Here is a 17,787-nt window from a genome sequence, read left to right as displayed (position 1 = left end):
TGACTGAGTATTTCTATTTTAGATGCTTTTGTAAATGATATCACTTGAAATAAAGGACATATTCGTAGCTACTTCTTAAAATATAAAGCCTAATACTATGTTAGTGAAAATAATAAAGATAATATCCAGGAGCATGCAGCCGTTATCTCCCACTTAAGCGGAGAACCTAAATCTATGATTTAGTATGAATCGCTTAATTACCAGACTTTAGGAGGAGTTTCATATAAATTGGGAGTGTTACGGATGCTAGCTATCGGATAAATGTTATTTTTATTTATATATATATTATAATTAAGGGGGAGATATTAAATTGTTTACTAAGAAAAAAAAGTTGAAATTAATGAGTTTAGTTATTACAGGTTCTTTGCTTGGTGGAATGTATACGTCTACTAATAGTATACCGGTGCAAGCTGCGACTGAAGATACATCATCGGTTGTAGTAGTTAACAGTACATTTGAAGCTGATGATACCACTATTTGGGATGGTTCAGGAGCAATTCTTGAAAGAGTAACTACTGGTGCTGGAGTTTGTTTGAAAGCAACTGGAAGAACTCAAGGTTATATGGGGCCTAAAATAGATTTAACGGGCAAAATACAAGGTGGAAAAACATATGAAACTTCTGTTTGGGTAAAATTTGATGGAGCAGGAACAAAAAAGTTTAAGGTTACTTTAGACAATATGATAGGTGGCACACAAGGTTATAATCAAATGACAAATCAAGTAGATGTACAAGCAAACACATGGACACAAATTACTGGTACATTTAATTGTCCAGCGGGAGAAGTAACTAAAGCCAAACCTTATGTTGAGTGTGATGATGCTACTACTGATTTTTATATTGATGATTTCAAAATTACAACAGAAGCAGGCAACGATGCACCTGAAGTTACAGATACAGTTTATACTCAAAGTTTTGAAGAAGGATTAGGTGGCTGGGCTGCTAGAGGTGGTGAAATTTCACAAGATCCATCACAAAAACAAGAAGGAAGTAATTCTTTAAAAATATCAGGAAGAACAAAAACTTGGGAAGGTCCTATAAAGGATTTAACAAGTGTACTTGAAAAAGGAGAATCTTATCATTTTTCTGCATATGTTATGTATAATGATGAAAATGGACTAGATAGCCAAGAATTCCATTTACAAACTCAAATCAAGAATGGTGATAGTTCAGATTATCAAACTATAGGAAAAGGTACAGCAAAAAAAGGTGAGTGGACAAAAATAGAAGGTGACTACACAGTTCCTTCAGGTGCAACTGGATTCTCAATATATATAGAATTACCTTATAAAGATGATGCGACCACTACAATACCTGCATCTGATAAAATTAACTTTTATTTAGATAATGTGGTTGTAACAAAAACTGTAGTAGTTAAAAAAGAGTACCAAAAGGATATTCCACAATTAAAAGATGTACTTAGTCAATATTTCCCATTTGGAACATCGGTTAATCCTAGTGAAATTGATGAGAATAATGTGCATTCAGATTTCATCAAATATCAATATGGAGCTATAGTGCCAGACAATTGCATGAAACCTGAATCAGTGCAACCAACTGAGGGGAATTTTACATTTGATGATGCAGATAAAATTGTAAATTTTGCTAATGATAATAACATGATATTAAGAGGACATACTTTAGTTTGGCATAGTCAAGTACCTGCGTGGTTTTTCCAAGATAAAGATGATTCAAGTAAGCCAGCTTCAAGGGAATTATTATTACAAAGAATGAAAACACATATACAAACTGTAATGGGAAGATATAAAGGAAGAGTAAATTACTGGGATGTTGTAAATGAAGTTATATCTGATAAGAGTGGCTTAAGAGGACAAGATGAAAATTCAAAATGGAAATCTATAATAGGAGACGTTGATGGTGATGGTTATGATGATGACTATATTAGATTAGCTTTTGAATATGCTCATGAAGCTGATCCAGATGCAAAGTTAATTATAAATGATTATGGAACAGAAGGTAGTTCTAGAAAAAGAGATGATTTGTATAATCTAGTTGATAGATTGCTTGCTAAAGGAACTCCAATAGACGGTATAGGTATTCAATCGCATATTTCCATGTATAGTCCTTCAGCAGAACAAATTAAAGAGACAATTGAAAAGTTTGCAAGCTTAAAGAAATATAATCCAGACTTTACTGTTCAAGTTACAGAATTAGATATGTCTATTTATAGTGGAGATAATGAAGGTACGAAAACACCAACAGAAGATATTTTAGCACAACAAGCAGCTCAGTATAAGAAAATATTTGATGTTTATAAAGAGCAAGCTGAAAAAGGAAACTTAAGTTTGGTTATGATGTGGGGTAATTCAGATGATAATACATGGTTAGATGATTTTCCTGTAAAAGGCAGAAAAGATGCTCCATTACTTTTTGATAGAAACTTAAAAGCTAAACCTGGTTATTGGGGAATTGTTGACCCTTCAAAGATTGCCGTGTTTAAACAAAAAGTAAATATAGCAAATGGAACGCCTGTAATTGGAAGTTCTGTGGATAAAAAGTGGATGACAGTTAAACCATTTGACGTTAATTCATTTGTAAAAGGATCAAGCGGAGCTACAGCTAAAGTAAAAACTATGTGGGATGAAAATAATTTATATGTTCTTGCAGATGTAAGCGATACAACAGTTGGAGATAAGGATACTGTAGATGTATTTGTAAATAATGGCGCAGGAGAATATGTAAAGTATTCAATTAATCGTAGCACTAATACTGATGCAATTAAAGTTACTTCCACATCTACTGGGTATCAAATACAAGCTAAAATACCATTAGGCGATATTAAAGCAGCAGTAGGAACTAAAATTGTATTTGATATGAAAATTAATGATAATGCTTCTAATGGTGAAATAACTTCATCAGTAGTTTGGAATGATTATGCAAGTGTAGATACATTAAGTCCAGAAAATGGCGGAATATTAGCATTTGCTAAAGAATCAAAATTATCAGAAACTAAAAAGGGAACTCCAAATATTGACGGTAAAATAGATGAGATATGGAATACTGCTAATGTTATAAACACAGATGTAAGTGTACAAGGAACAGATGCAGCTAAAGCTAAAGTTAGAACTTTATGGGACAAAGATTATATTTATGCATTATATGAAGTTGCAGATAGTAATTTAGATAAAAGTAGTGTTAATGCATATGAGCAAGACTCAGTTGAGACATTTATAGATGAAAATAACGCAAGAGCTTCATCTTATGATAATGATGATGCTCAATATAGAGTAAATTATGATAATGAACAAAGTGGCGGCGGAAACAGAATTACTGATAAATTCAAATCAGCAACTACAAAAACTGATAATGGATATATAGTAGAAATAGCTATTCCTTTAAAAAATGAAGCTGTGGCTAACCAAATTATAGGATTTGATGCTCAAGTAAATGATGCTGCCGACGGTGTAAGAAATGGAGTAAATATTTGGTGTGATGCAAGTGGACAAACTTGGTCTACTACGAGTAATATAGGCAATATAATGCTTGTTGATTCAACAGATGGCGGAAATACAGGTAATTCTGGTTCAAATTCAGGAAATACAGGCACTGGTAATTCAAGTACAGGATCTTCTAATCATCATTCAAGTAATTCAAGCTCAAGCAGTTCATCAAATGAAAGTGAAAGTCAAAACACAAGCACATCTAATAATAACGGAGTGGCGAAAGAAGGATGGAGTCTTGATGTAAATAATAATTGGACACTTATTGAAAATGGAAAACCAGTTACTGGATGGAAGCTTGTTGATAATAAGTGGTATTTAATGAATCAAGATGGAAAGATGCAAACAGGATGGGCACAGGATACAAATGGAAAATGGTATTTCTTAAAAAATAGCGGAGAAATGCAAATAGGATGGATTCAGGATACGAATGGAAAATGGTATTTACTGAAAAATAGCGGGGAAATGGCAATAGGATGGACACAGGACGCAGATGGAAAGTGGTATTTCTTAAATAGCAGTGGAGAAATGTTATACAATGCAACTGTTGATGGATATACTTTAGGTTCTGATGGAGTATGGATTCAATAATTAGATTTATATTACAACTTACTGAAATTATAAATATTTTTATACCAATAAAGGGTACAATGTAACCGTAAGGCTGCAATGTTCCAAAAGTTTTTAAAAATTGGCAGGAGGTTCTAAGTACTAGGTTGCATCAACTTTAGAGTGTTTTCACTTTCAGTGCGACAGGCTAAAGTTGAACAACTAACGACTAAGAACCTTTAACTGCTTATTTTCTCAAGAATTAAATTTTATAATAACTATTATATATAATACGGCTGTGATTGAAAAATTATTAAATAAGGAAGGAGACTGTATTATGAGAAATAATCCTATTATTTGGGCTGACTATCCAGATCCAGATATAATACGAGTAGATGATACTTATTATATGATTACTACAACAATGCATTTTATGCCAGGAGGCGTAATATTGCGTTCCTATGACCTTATAAATTGGGAAGTGGCAACCTATGTATATGAAGTTTTAGATGATACACCAGATCAAAAACTAGAAGGTGAAAAACACATCTATGGAAAGGGAATGTGGGCAGCCTCCCTTCGTTATCATAAGGGCAGATTTTATGTATGCTTTGTAGCAAATGATACGCAAAAAACATATCTGTTTACAGCTACGGATATAGATGGACCTTGGGAAAGACAAATAATAGAAGGGTTCTATCATGATTGTTCATTGCTATTTGATGATGATGATAGAATTTATATTATTTACGGTAACACTGAAATTCACCTCACAGAATTGAATGATGATCTTTCAGGTCCTAAACCAGGTGGAATAAATAGAATAATTGTGAGAGAGACTCGAGAGTTTTACCTTGGGTATGAAGGAGCTCATTTCTATAAAATTAATGGTAAGTATTACGCATTTTTTATTCATATATTAAAATCTGGAAATCATCGAAGAACTCAAGCGTGCTTCGTAGCAGATTCTCTAGAGGGAGAATTTGTTGGAGGAGAGGTTTTTGATGATGATATGGGATGTTTTAATTCAGGTATAGCACAAGGAGGAATCGTAGATACTCAAGATGGCAAATGGTATGCAATGTTATTTCAAGATCATGGAGCTGTTGGCCGTATACCTGTTCTTGTACCACTTCACTTTGAAAATGACTTTCCGGTATTCGATAAAAAGGCTCCTGAATATATTGAGATTCCGAGTACGCGACCAAATTATGAATATAAGCCTCTTGTTGGAGATGATGATTTTATTTATAAACCGAATGAAAACCATAAGGTTCATCTAAAAGATATCTGGCAGTGGAATCATATATCATCAAATGATTTATGGTCAGTAACAGAAAATTCAGGAACGTATCGCATCCATTCAGGAAAAATAAGTTCAAATTTAAATTATGCCGTAAACACACTTACACAACGTGCCATGGGACCTGCGTGTGAGGTGACTGTAAATTTAGATGGTAGCGAGCTTAAAAATGGTGATTATGCTGGTTTATGCTTCTTGATCAGTTCATACGGATTGATCGCACTTACCAAAGAAGAGGATAAATATTACCTGGTAATGTTAGCAAGAGAGAGCGACGACAAATCTATCTTCGGAAATTTAATAGACAATGAGTCTGGAGTTGAATATGCGAGGATTCCTATAAGGGGAAATAAAGTTATCTTGAAGGCATATGGCTGTTTCGTAGATAATAAAGACGAGTGTGAGTTTTATTATCAAGATGGAGAAGAATGGATTAAATTAGGTATCACACACAATATGGTATGGAAAATGGATCAGTTTGTAGGGTGTAGAGTTGGCCTATTCCTATTTTCCACAAAGGAGATTGGTGGAATTGCTGAGTTTTCTAAGTTTAAGTATAGAATTCTAAAGTAAAATATAATAAATAGACAATGCTATTTGTGAATTATAAATTAAGAAGATGAAATAAATAAGAATTCTATCACAAATATTACAAATTTAGAGGATACTTCAATGTTAGAAAAAGCAGAAACTTTTGTGATAGATACTAGAAGGAATAATACCACGTATAGGACTTTTAACTGCTGAAAAAGATGCAATATATGTTCTGGAAAGAAACCAAGTATTTGCTTATAGCAGTTTAATGTTATATCATAGAATGTAAGAGTGTGATAAATTTTTGAAGAAGAGGTAATAGAATGAAGAACTTTAAGATATTGAATAATTATAGTATTAGATCAAAATTATTACTAATATATCTTGTTTGTGTTTTAGTTCCTATGACTGTTACTAACTCTATATTCTATATTACTATAAGAAATAGTGAAGAAAAAGAACAGAGAATAAATATGGAGCATTCTATTGATAGAGTTAAGTATAATTTAGATGCAGTATTTGATGATTGTGTGTTAGTATCAGATCATTTGTATAAAGACATAACTTTAAATGATTTCATTAATAAAAGATATGATAATCTTCTTTCCTACTATGACAGATATATTTTTTTACTACAAAACAATGTAATAAAGTATTACTATGGACCGCAACATGTATATCAAGTTACAATTTTTACAGACAATAACACAATAAGTGATAGTGATAATTTTGTAAAGTTAACGCCCAAAATACGGGGAAGTGAGTGGTACAAGCGATTTAGAAATAATAAAGAGGCTATGACCATATCTGTCTTTTATGATGAGGATAAAAAGTTATCTATAAATAATATGGCTAGGACAATTAGCATTATTCGAAAATTGGATAACTTTGATAAAACCCATGAGAATATTTTAAGAATAGATGTTGATTACAACGTAATATTAAATAATATCCTAAATGAAAAAATGGAAGATAATATATATATATGTAACAACGAGTTTGTATTATTTTCCAATCGAAAATCCGGTGTAGGTCCAGATAAATTTGATTCTGTGGACTCCATACAAGGTGAGAATGTCAAATTAAACGATTTCTATAAGTTTAAGATGTCAAAGGAAAAGTGGAATATAATTATTACTGAAAAAGGAATGAGCCCATTTTTAAAAATAATTGAAAAAAAAGAATTATTTATTGAATTAATAATATTAAACCTAATACTGCCTACAATAATTATAGCTTTAATTTCCCATTCAATTGGTAATAGGATTGCTTTACTTAATATATATTTAAGAAAAGTGGAGAATGAAGAATTTTCTATAATAGAAGAATATAGTTATGAAAAAGATGAAATAGGTAAATTAATTCGAAGTTATAACATGATGGTTTTAAGAATTAAAGAATTAATAGAAGTAGTATTTAAGAGAGATGTAGAAAAACAGCGTCTTGAACTAGCAAAAAAACAGGCAGAATTAAAAGCACTCCAAAGCCAGGTGAATCCTCATTTTATGTTTAATACCCTTGAAAGTATTCGTATGAGAAGTTTAATTAAAGGGGAAGTTGAGACTGCTGAAATAATTGAAAATTTATCAGCATTGCTTAGAAAAACAATAAATTGGGGAGAAGATAATATCACCATTGAAGACGAAATGCGTTTTGTAGAAAATTATCTCCAAATTCAAAAATACCGTTTTGGTGATAAATTATCATATAGTTTTTATGTTATGGAAAAGTGTAAGAATATAAAGATTCCAAAGCTGTCTATTTTAAGTTTTGTTGAAAATGCTTGCGTTCATGGAATTGAAGAGGTTTCGCATGATGCAAGTATTAATGTAGCTATATTTAAATATGATAATAATTTAATTATTGAAATTTCAGATACAGGAATTGGAATAGATGAAGTGAAGCTAAATTCAATTAGGGAGAAACTTAATAATGCAAAAATAGAAACTCTAAACAATAGTAAAAGTACAGGAGTTCTTAACACTTATATGCGTTTACAAATGTACTGTAATAACGGTATGCAGTTTGAAATTGAAAGCAAAATAGGAGAAGGTACAGAAGTAACCATACAAATTTGTCTTGATGAAATAAAGTTAATCAATCATGCAGTTAAAGAAAATGAAAATATTAACTACTAATATTAGGGGGATATTTATGATTAAAGTTTTAATAGTAGATGATGAGCCATTTATTAGACAAGGCTTAAAGATTTTAATTGATTGGGAACAATATGGATACGAAGTTGTTGGAGAGGCCGCGAATGGTATTGAAGCAATTAAAGAGTTAGAAGTGAAAGATATTGATTTAATAATTGTAGATATAAAAATGCCTGAAATGAATGGGCTTGAATTAATTGAATATGTACGTGGTAATATGTTAAACGAAGTGAAATTTATTGTATTAAGCGGTTATTACGAATTTGAATATGCTAAAAAGGCAATAAAATGTAATGTAACTGATTATATCTTAAAACCAATTAATAAAGAAGAACTAATTAAGGTTTTAAGTGCATTTAAGGAAGAATATATTAAACAGGAACAACAGCATATAATGCAAAAAATAAACGATAAAGTCATATATGATAGATACTTAAATGAAATTATGCATGGTAAATGCAATGATTCTAACTTAGCATATATTAAAAGATACCAGAATTTTTCTTCTGAATTGCGATATATGATTATTGAAATTAATTATTCCAATGATAACGAAATAAATGTATCAGATGGTAAAAAAAGGGATAAGCAGTTAATTTTTTATCAGAACGTGATCGAATGGTTAGGGGAAGATTTTTACAATGTAATTATTGATATGGGACAATCTAAGGGTTGTTATGATATTGGTTTTATTTATGATAAAAGGTTAGCTAAGGAAAATGGAATGAGTGAAAATGAATATATATTGAGCTTTAAAACTCATATGAAGCAAATTCAGAAGTACGATTTCTTCATTTATATAGGCCAGAAGGTCAATAGTTTAGAAGAATTAGCATTATCATATAAATCCGCAACCGTAGCTAGATTATTTTCAGATTTTTCAATTGAAAATAATATCACATATTATGATGAAATGGCTAAGAAAAAAGAACTTAGCTGCAATGCTGGAAAGCGGTATATGGATTATTTAATTCATGAAATCGAGGATAACAATCAGGAAGAAATTATAAATTGTGTTGATAAAATTTATGCAAGTTTTAGAGAACATAAGATAAATTTAGATATCATAAAGATTAATATAAATTATTTGTTATGTAATTTAATTAATATTGCAAAGGAATTAGATTCAGAAGTTGATCAAGAGGAAGTAATGCAATATATTAGTTCTATTTCTTTTGAACAAATGATAAGCAGGGGAAGTGCAAATCATTTAAAGGATTTTTCTTTAGTGTTTGCAGAATATTTAAATCAATTAAGACAAAATTCATTTCAGGGTATTCTGAATCAAATTGATAAAGAAATTTCAGAGCATTATATGGAGAAGTTAAGTTTAAAATATTTGAGTGAAAAGTACTATATTAATAGTGCATACTTGGGGCAAATTTTTAAAAAGCAATATAATGTATCATTTAAAGACTATTTAAATGCATATAGAATTGAAAAAGCAGCAGAATTGCTTAAACGAAGTGATGATAAAATTTATAAAATTGCAGAAAAGGTTGGATATAATAATACCGATTACTTCATAAATAAATTTGTTCAAGTAAAAGAAAAGACACCACTGCAATACAGAAAGCAATTTTGCTGCAGATGATTAGGAGTGATATTATGGCAAGTATTTTTTTGAGATTTCCTGAGGGAAGGGCTAAGGCTCTTACTTTGAGTTATGATGATGGTGTGGAACAGGATGTTCGTTTAATTGAAATTATGAATAAATATGGATTAAAAGGGACTTTTAATTTGAATAGTGGAGTGTATGCAGAAGATGGGACAGTTTATCCTGAAGGGCAGATTCACCGCAGAATGACGGAGAAACAGGTTACGGAAATTTACAAAAGTTCTGGTCAGGAAGTGGCGGTTCACTCATTAACTCATCCATTTCTTGAACAATTACCATCTAACCTTGTTGTCAAAGAAATAATGGAGGATAGAGAGAATCTTGAAAAACAATTTAATACAATTGTGCGTGGAATGGCATACCCTTATGGTACTTTTGATGATAAAGTTATTGCAGCACTTGAAGCATGCGGAATAGTATATGCAAGAACTGTGATTTCAACAAATGATTTTAGAATTCCGAGGGATTGGATGAGATTAACAGCAACTTGCCACCATAGGTCACCAGAATTTGAAAACTTAACAAAAAAGTTTGTTGAAGATGAGGTAACTCATGCACCTTATTTATTTTATCTGTGGGGACACAGCTATGAATTTGAAGCAGACGATAATTGGAGCATTATTGAGGACTTTGGTAAATATGTAGGTGGAAGAGAAGATATTTGGTATGCAACAAACATAGAAATTTATGAGTATATTGATGCTTATAACAGATTAATATTCAGCGCTGATGGCAAAAAAGTAAAGAATCCATCAAGCATGAAAATATGGTTTGAATATAATGAAAAGATTATTGAAATAGATGCAGGAAAAATAATAGAAATCTAGTATAAAACATAATTATAATAAATTAAAAAAATGTTAATGGAATATATAAAAAACTTTTCTATTTTATTTATAGAAGTCACAATCCCCTTTAGGGGATTTTTTAATGTGGGGGAAAATATAAAATATTTGAACTTTGAAGTCAAGTGATATGAGTAATTTAAAAAGCACTAAATGGTAAATATATTACAATGAAGGAACATGGAGGCGCAAATTTTAAAATAAGTGTAGAATTTGAATTCATGGGAGGAATCTAATAATGTGGCTAAAAAGATTAAATAAAAAATTATCTAATAGCAAAATTGGGTTGATAATAGCTTTGTTTTATTTTGTTCTTATTGTAGCTTCGACTGTTGTAAGTAGTTTGTTCTATGAAAAAATATATTTGAATATTACACAGAGAAAGGTTAGTGAAGTGTCTGTTCAAACCTTAAATTCCATACAGACAAATATTAACTTGATGATTAATAATGCAGATAGTCTGTCTAAAATGGTTTTATCAAATAGTGATTTACAGAAGCTTTTAAGGCAAGGGAGCATGTATGAGGATTTAAATACACAGGCTAAAGTAAGTTCATATTTATACAAGTTTATTCAATCAGTACCTTATGCCAGTTCAGTTTATATTTTAGATAATTCAAATAATGTTTATTCAGTAGGGGCGGATATATTGCCAACCCTTCCATCTGATAAGATTGTTAATGCGAAATGGTACAAGCATGTAATAGAAAAAAAGGGAGCTTTTATACTGGAGTTAAATGGGGGTGGAGTGACCTTTGAAAAGGGTCAAGAGAATTATGTTTCTTTGATACGCTTAGTGAGAGATATGGATAACATGAATAAGTTAGGCATTCTAGTAATAAATATTCCACAAAAATCTTTTAAACAGGTTTTTGACAATATCTCTAATGATGCAGAGACCAACATAGTAATTTTAGATAAGGAAAATCAAAAAATTACATCACTAAAAAGTTTAAAAGATGAAAAGGAAAATGTAGAAGTAAATATAAACATAGATAATGAAATAGTACGAATTGGAGATGAATTTTCAGGCAATGATACTGGATATAAAATGAAGAAACTTGGTACAACAGAATATCTTATTTCTTATAGTTCTAAAAATAATTACAATTGGAAGTTTGTCAGCATCATACCTTTTGCTCAGCTGTCTAAAGAAAGCATGACTATGATTTTCATTGGTTTTATAATCATTTTATTCAATGGCATTATTTTGTTCATTTGTTCAATCAGTATATCTCGAATTATTACCCTACCTATTAAATCTCTCTTGACTTCAATGAAAGACATAGAAAAAGGTGTATTTAATGAGGTAAGAATTAAAACCTATGGCTATGAATTCAAAAAACTTTGCAGCGGTTACAATATAATGATAACAGAAATAAAAAAATTAATCGCTCGTGTTATAGAGGAGCAAAAGACAATCAGAAAAGCAGAATTGTATACCTTTCAAGCACAAATTAAACCTCATTTTTTATACAATACATTAGATTCAATTAATTCGCTGGCGCTTTCTGGATGTAATAAGGAAGTAAGTTATTTAGTAGAAGCTTTGGGGAATTATTATAGGACAAGTGTTAGCAAAGGTAAAGAAATTATAACAATTAGAGAAGAAGTAGAAATGGTTAAAAACTATCTTAAAATTCAAAAGGTAAGATATCCAGATTTATTTGAAATGGAATATACTATTGAATCAAACTGCTTTGAGTACAAAATTCCTAAGCTTATTTTGCAGCCCCTTGCTGAAAATGCGTTATATCATGGAATTAGAGCAAAAGGGAAAAATGGAACTATAAAAATTAGTGCTCATAAGGGGGAGGGAATTGTTATACTCTCAGTAGAAGATGACGGTGCTGGAATGAGTGAAGAACAAATAGAGGATATATTGATCAGTAAGGATAGGGGTATCGAGGAAAGTTTTGGATTAAGAGGAACCTTCGAAAGAATTAGGATTTTTTATGGAAATGATAACGCTTATAAAATTGAGAGCAAACTGGGAGAGGGAACAAAAATTGTATTATTCATAGAAGCGGAGGAAAAGGAGGAATAAAAAGTGGATGAAATATTAAAGGTTATTATTGTAGATGATGAATATTTGATTAGAAATCTTATCAAAATGAAGATTGATTGGAAAGAAGCAAGTATGGAAGCTGTAGGAGAAGCAGGAAATGCTGAACAAGCATTAGAACTGGTTGACAAACTGAATCCAGATATTATATTTACTGATATATGTATGCCTTCTATGGATGGGATTGAATTTAGTAAGCGTGTATTAGCAAAATATCCACACATTAAAATCATTATTGTTACAGGTTATGATGACTTTGAATATGCAAGAAGCAGCGTTAGGCTTGGAATAGCTGATTTTATTCTAAAACCAATAAATTCAGCTGAGCTCATGCAGACCTTAAGTAAGTTAAGAAGTATAATAAGTTCAGAAAGAAACCATGAAAAAGAATACAATCAATTGAAAAAGCAGGTTGAGGAAAATCTACCTAAAATCAAGGCATATGCAGAAAATATCAATGGTTTAATGGAAAAATCAAATGACGTAAAAGTTAATACATTCATTGAAGATGTAAAGAAATATTTAAATAATAATATTGCAAATCAAAATTTATCACTCTCTAGTGTTGCAAAAGAATTTTTTATAAGTCCAGGGCATTTAGGGCGTTTATTTAAGCAGCAGACTTCAAAAACTTTTGTTGAATATCTTACTTATATAAGGATTAGAAAGGTTCAAAAATTCTTATTAGAAACAGATTTAAATGGAACTCAGATTAGTGAAAGAGTAGGAATAAGTGATTCTCATTACTTGAGTATTTTGTTTAAAAAGCAGACGGGACTTTGCATTAATGAGTTTAAAAAATACAATAAGACTAAGATATAGCATGTTGTTTTTTTGAATGTTTATGTGCAGATATTGAATTGTAAACAATATCATATCCTTTTAAAATATAAGAGATATCAAAAAAATATATTAAGGGGGATATTTATGATAAAACGCGTTAAAAAAATAATGACTGCTGCGCTTGTTACAGCGATGACCTTTTCGTTAGCTGCATGTTCATCTAATAAAAGTGCAGACAATTCTTCAGGAGAGAGTGGACCAATTAAATTGACTATGTGGCATCAATCTGTTGGAGATACTGATCCAACTGCAAAATTGCTAGTAGAGGCTGTAGATCAGTGGAACAAAGATCATCCTAATATCATTGTAGAACAAGATGGAGTTACAGGTGAGCAGTATAAAACAAAGATTAAGACAGCACTAGCTGCAGATGAAGCTCCAGATATAGAATATATGTGGGGAGGAAGTTTTGTTGGCCCTTATATAGAAGCAGGAAATATGCTGCCAATTGATCAATATATTACTCCAGAAATTAAAGATAAATTAATTAAAGGTACGATAGATGGTTGTGTAGTTAAGGGGAAGACTTATAGTTTACCTATGTATACGTTCATAGCAAGCTTATATTGTAATAAAGAGCTATTTGATAAGGCTGGAGCTAAAATACCAACAACATATGATGAATTGCTTGATGCTGTAAAAAAATTACGTGCAGCAAATATCACTCCAATAGCTTTAGGAGAGAAGGATAGATGGCCAGGAATGTATTGGTTTGACATTATGGCTATGCGTCAAGCGGGAAATTCTGCAGTTATGGCGGCAATGAAAGATCCTTCAAAATTCAAATCCCCTGAGTTTGTTGCAGCTGCGAAAAAAATGCAAGAGCTCGCTGATGCTGGAGCTTTTAATGATAGTATGTTTAGCATGAGTTATGATGAAATGCTAGGAGCCTTTACTGGAGGTAATTCTGCAATGATGTTTCAAGCAAATTGGGTAACATCACCAATAGATGATCCTTCAGCAGCTACCAGTGGAAAAGTTGTTGCAGTACCTTTCCCTTTATTTAAAGATGGTGCTGGTAAAATAACAGAATTCTATGGAGGTGGTGTAGATGGCTTTTATGTTAATGCAAATACAAAACATCCTAAGGAAGCTGTTGAATTCTTAAGTTATCTAAGCGAAAAAATAGGTAAAGAAGGTTATTTAGCAAATGCAGGACTAGCATGTTGGGATACCAAAGATTTAGATACTTCTAAGCTTTCACCTCTAACAAAACAAGCAGCAGATTTAATGGCAACAGGTACATCATATGTTACTTGGTGGGATAATATCCTTCCTGCTACTTCTGCAGAGACTCATAAAAATGCTATTGCAGAACTTTTAGGAAAGAAGATTACTCCAGAGCAATTCTGTGATGAAATGTCTAAGGTAGAATCAGCAAAATAGCAAAAGTTTAGTATACTACAGAGCATGTGGTAAAACAAAAAGGTTTTACTGCATGCTTTATTGAAAGGGTGATAATCATAAATTCTATTTTATCAAATAAGAAAATAATATGTATATTTGTACTACCAACACTAATCATAATGTCTGCAATTATATTTGTTCCTATCATCTTATCAGTAAGATACAGTACATTTGACTGGAGTGGTATAGGAAAAGGTACATTTATTGGATTAGATAATTATAAACAAATGTTTTCAGATACAAGATTCTTGCATTCAGCCAAGAACTCACTATTATTTGCAGTGGTTTCCATTGTAATTCAATTGCCAATATCGTTACTCTTAGCACTAATTTTAGCCTCAGGGGTTAAATTTGAAAAATTCTATCGTACGGTATATTTTATACCTGTAATTATTTCTACTGTTGTAATTGGGCAATTGTGGATTAAAATATACAATGCTGATTATGGCTTACTTAATACATTGCTTAAAGCTATTGGACAAGGAAAATTAGTCCATGACTGGCTGGGAAAAGAGAATACAGCTCTTATAAGTACTTTCATCCCTATATTATGGCAATATGTAGGTTATCATATGTTGATTATGTATGCAGGAGCGAAGTCAATTTCTTCAGATATTTACGAAGCAGCTAAAATAGATGGTGCTTCTCCAGTAAAAACTGCGTTTCATATTACTATTCCTCTTTTAAAACCTATTTTAAAGGTTTGTATAACTTTCTCACTTATTGGTGCATTAAAAGTATTTGATTTAATTTATGTGTTAACTAATGGAGGCCCTTTTTTCTCAACAGAAGTACCAAGTACATTAATGTACACTACTATTTTTGATAATTATAAATACGGTTATGGCAGCGCAATATCAGTATTTATTATATTAGAATGTTTAGTACTAACAGTGCTTCTTGATAGGCTTATTAAAACAGAATAGAAGATAATGGAAGGAAGTGATTTAAGATGAACATAATCAAGAGTTCTTTAATAAGTAAGAAGGGTGTAAGAAAATTACCTATACAAATATTTCTTATTATTGTTGCTGTAATACAGTTATATCCACTTATATGGCTAATATTATTCTCTTTTAAGGACAATAATGAGATATTTGGTGGCAATGTCGCTGGTATTCCACAAGTGTGGCGTATTGAAAACTATGAAAGCGCAATTTCTCAAGCTCAAGTTATGAAATATTTCTTTAATAGTGTTATTGTTACAGTGGCCACTATAGCGTTAGTGCTTATCCTGTCCTCTATGACAGGATATGCAATTAGCCGTATGAAGTGGAAATTGAGCAAGGTTACTATGATAATAATATTAACAGGAATGATGGTTCCAATACACGCAGCATTATTGCCATTATTTATGGTACTTAAAGATTTGAAATTACTGAATTCATATTGGGCTTTAATTATACCTTATACTGCTTTTGGAATTCCTATGGGAGTATTAATACTAACAGGATTTTTAAAAGGTATTCCAAGGGAGCTTGAAGAAGCAGCAGTTATAGATGGATGCGGAATTTTTAGAATATTTTTTTCTATAATTCTTCCTATTATAAGACCAGCTATGGCTACTGTAGCCATATTCACATATCTTTCTTCCTGGAATGAGTTAATGTTTGCAGTAACATTTATAAATAAAGCTCAATATAAAACACTTACAGTAGGCATTATGTCTATGGTAGGTAATTACGTAACAAAATGGGGAGATATAGGTGCAGGACTTGTTATTGCAACAATACCAACAATATTAATATATATACTTTTAAGTGATCAGGTGCAGAAGAGCCTTACAGCAGGTGCGGTAAAGGAATAATGTAAAGTTCTTAATAAAAAAATAAATAGATTGGCTGGTAAGATAAATGAGAATATTTATGGTAATGCTTCCTATTATGTCGTTAGTTACATTGGAAGTAGAATAAGTAAATGTATATATAGATAATTGCAAGTGTGTCAACAAGTGTTAGGGTTGCGTCAGAGGACATGAAAATAATGATCATACACGTAACTTCTTTGATTTATTATTTTTTACTGTATTAAACATATAAAATTTGAGGTGAAAGTTATGAATGTTAATTTTGATTTATTTCCAGAAGGAAAAACAAAAGCACTAACCATGAGTTATGATGATGGACAAATTTTTGATAGAAGATTAATAAGCATATTTAATAAGTATGGAATAAAAGGTACATTTCATTTAAACTCAGGAATTCTAGACAAGGAGAATTTTATTACTAAAGCTGAAGTTGCAGAACTTTATAAAGGTCATGAGGTTTCTGTGCATGCAAAAACTCATCCATTTTTAGACTGCATACCTGTTGAAGCTATTATAGAAGAAATAGTTGAAGACAGAAAATGCTTAGAGTCTTTGGTTGGTTACCCTATAAAAGGAATGTCCTACCCATACGGAGCTTTTAATGGAGATTTAATAAAAACTCTTGAGAGCCTTGGAATTCAGTATTCAAGAACTGTAATTTCACATCATGATTTCTATATTCCAGAAAATTTTTTGGCATGGAATGCAACTTGTCATCATGATGATAATCTTATGAAGATTGGACAAAAATTCTCCGATTATGAGTTTAAAGGAAAGCTAAAGCTGATGTATGTTTGGGGACATAGCTTTGAGTTTGAAAGAAATAATAACTGGAACTTAATTGAGAATTTTTGTGAGCTAGTTTCTAAGAATAAAGAAATATGGTTTGCAACTAATATTGAAGTAATGAGATATATTAAGGCGTTAAAGAGACTTGAATTCTCGGCAAAAGGAGATATTGTATATAATCCGACTGCAATAACAGTATGGATTAGTGTAGATAACAAAGCCGTAAAAGTTATTGGTGGAGAAACAATAAGATTATAAGATATCTATAAATAAGCACTTTTAACAGCTCATTTTCATAGCTCTATGAAATAAATATGTATTTAATTTTGGTGAGTATGCACATAAGCTCGATTCTCATTGTGGACCCATTTTATAGATTTAAATATTTTCCTTGTTGCAATGTATTATTTT

Annotated in this window: 11 protein-coding genes; all 11 read left to right on the top strand. The window is 31.1% G+C overall.

The window, feature by feature from the left end; translation table 11 throughout:
• Positions 1–310 precede the first annotated feature (310 nt).
• The 11 genes from D2A34_RS04270 to D2A34_RS04220 all read left to right on the top strand — a co-directional run bounded on the left by D2A34_RS04270 (position 311) and on the right by D2A34_RS04220 (position 17,634).
• Positions 311–4,051: an endo-1,4-beta-xylanase gene (locus tag D2A34_RS04270; RefSeq protein WP_119365828.1), complete on the top strand. Its 3,741-nt coding sequence runs from the start codon at positions 311–313 to the stop codon at positions 4,049–4,051.
• 295 nt (positions 4,052–4,346) lie between these two features.
• On the top strand, positions 4,347–5,885 hold the full coding sequence (locus D2A34_RS04265; protein ID WP_119365827.1) for a glycoside hydrolase family 43 protein: 1,539 nt from the start codon (positions 4,347–4,349) through the stop codon (positions 5,883–5,885).
• A gap of 284 nt (positions 5,886–6,169) precedes the next feature.
• Positions 6,170–7,984, top strand: a complete 1,815-nt coding sequence (locus D2A34_RS04260) for a sensor histidine kinase (protein ID WP_119365826.1) — start codon at positions 6,170–6,172, stop codon at positions 7,982–7,984.
• 16 nt (positions 7,985–8,000) lie between these two features.
• Positions 8,001–9,596, top strand: a complete 1,596-nt coding sequence (locus D2A34_RS04255; RefSeq protein ID WP_119365825.1) for a response regulator transcription factor — start codon at positions 8,001–8,003, stop codon at positions 9,594–9,596.
• 14 nt (positions 9,597–9,610) lie between these two features.
• Positions 9,611–10,447, top strand: coding sequence for a polysaccharide deacetylase family protein (locus tag D2A34_RS04250; RefSeq protein WP_119365824.1), 837 nt, complete (start codon positions 9,611–9,613; stop codon positions 10,445–10,447).
• 256 nt (positions 10,448–10,703) lie between these two features.
• Positions 10,704–12,512, top strand: coding sequence for a cache domain-containing sensor histidine kinase (locus D2A34_RS04245; RefSeq protein ID WP_119365823.1), 1,809 nt, complete (start codon positions 10,704–10,706; stop codon positions 12,510–12,512).
• 3 nt (positions 12,513–12,515) lie between these two features.
• The gene (locus D2A34_RS04240; RefSeq protein ID WP_119365822.1) at positions 12,516–13,352 is read left to right on the top strand and encodes a response regulator transcription factor; all 837 of its coding nucleotides are present in this window, start codon (positions 12,516–12,518) and stop codon (positions 13,350–13,352) included.
• Between the two features lie 105 nt (positions 13,353–13,457).
• Positions 13,458–14,759 (top strand): extracellular solute-binding protein, encoded by a 1,302-nt coding sequence (locus D2A34_RS04235; RefSeq protein WP_119365821.1) that lies wholly within the window; start codon positions 13,458–13,460, stop codon positions 14,757–14,759.
• A gap of 77 nt (positions 14,760–14,836) precedes the next feature.
• Complete coding sequence (locus D2A34_RS04230; protein WP_079437817.1) at positions 14,837–15,706, top strand: carbohydrate ABC transporter permease; 870 nt, start codon at positions 14,837–14,839, stop codon at positions 15,704–15,706.
• A 26-nt stretch (positions 15,707–15,732) separates the two neighbouring features.
• A complete protein-coding gene (locus D2A34_RS04225) occupies positions 15,733–16,587 on the top strand; it encodes a carbohydrate ABC transporter permease (RefSeq protein WP_079437769.1) in 855 nt (284 codons plus the stop codon).
• A gap of 249 nt (positions 16,588–16,836) precedes the next feature.
• Complete coding sequence (locus D2A34_RS04220; protein WP_079437770.1) at positions 16,837–17,634, top strand: polysaccharide deacetylase family protein; 798 nt, start codon at positions 16,837–16,839, stop codon at positions 17,632–17,634.
• Positions 17,635–17,787 lie beyond the last annotated feature (153 nt).

Origin of the sequence: Clostridium chromiireducens, assembly GCF_003575225.1 — a bacterium.
Classification (GTDB): domain Bacteria; phylum Bacillota; class Clostridia; order Clostridiales; family Clostridiaceae; genus Clostridium; species Clostridium chromiireducens.
The sequence above is the reverse complement of the archived record's forward strand: the minus strand, read 5'-3'. Positions and strand labels throughout refer to the sequence as shown.

Bases quoted from the DNA above. Each gene is read 5' to 3' on its own strand.
- D2A34_RS04265 (WP_119365827.1), top strand. From the start codon at position 4,347: ATGAGAAATAATCCTATTATTTGGGCTGACTATCCAGATCCAGATATA.
- D2A34_RS04260 (WP_119365826.1), top strand. From the start codon at position 6,170: ATGAAGAACTTTAAGATATTGAATAATTATAGTATTAGATCAAAATTA.
- D2A34_RS04255 (WP_119365825.1), top strand. From the start codon at position 8,001: ATGATTAAAGTTTTAATAGTAGATGATGAGCCATTTATTAGACAAGGC.
- D2A34_RS04250 (WP_119365824.1), top strand. From the start codon at position 9,611: ATGGCAAGTATTTTTTTGAGATTTCCTGAGGGAAGGGCTAAGGCTCTT.
- D2A34_RS04245 (WP_119365823.1), top strand. From the start codon at position 10,704: ATGTGGCTAAAAAGATTAAATAAAAAATTATCTAATAGCAAAATTGGG.
- D2A34_RS04235 (WP_119365821.1), top strand. From the start codon at position 13,458: ATGATAAAACGCGTTAAAAAAATAATGACTGCTGCGCTTGTTACAGCG.
- D2A34_RS04225 (WP_079437769.1), top strand. From the start codon at position 15,733: ATGAACATAATCAAGAGTTCTTTAATAAGTAAGAAGGGTGTAAGAAAA.
- D2A34_RS04220 (WP_079437770.1), top strand. From the start codon at position 16,837: ATGAATGTTAATTTTGATTTATTTCCAGAAGGAAAAACAAAAGCACTA.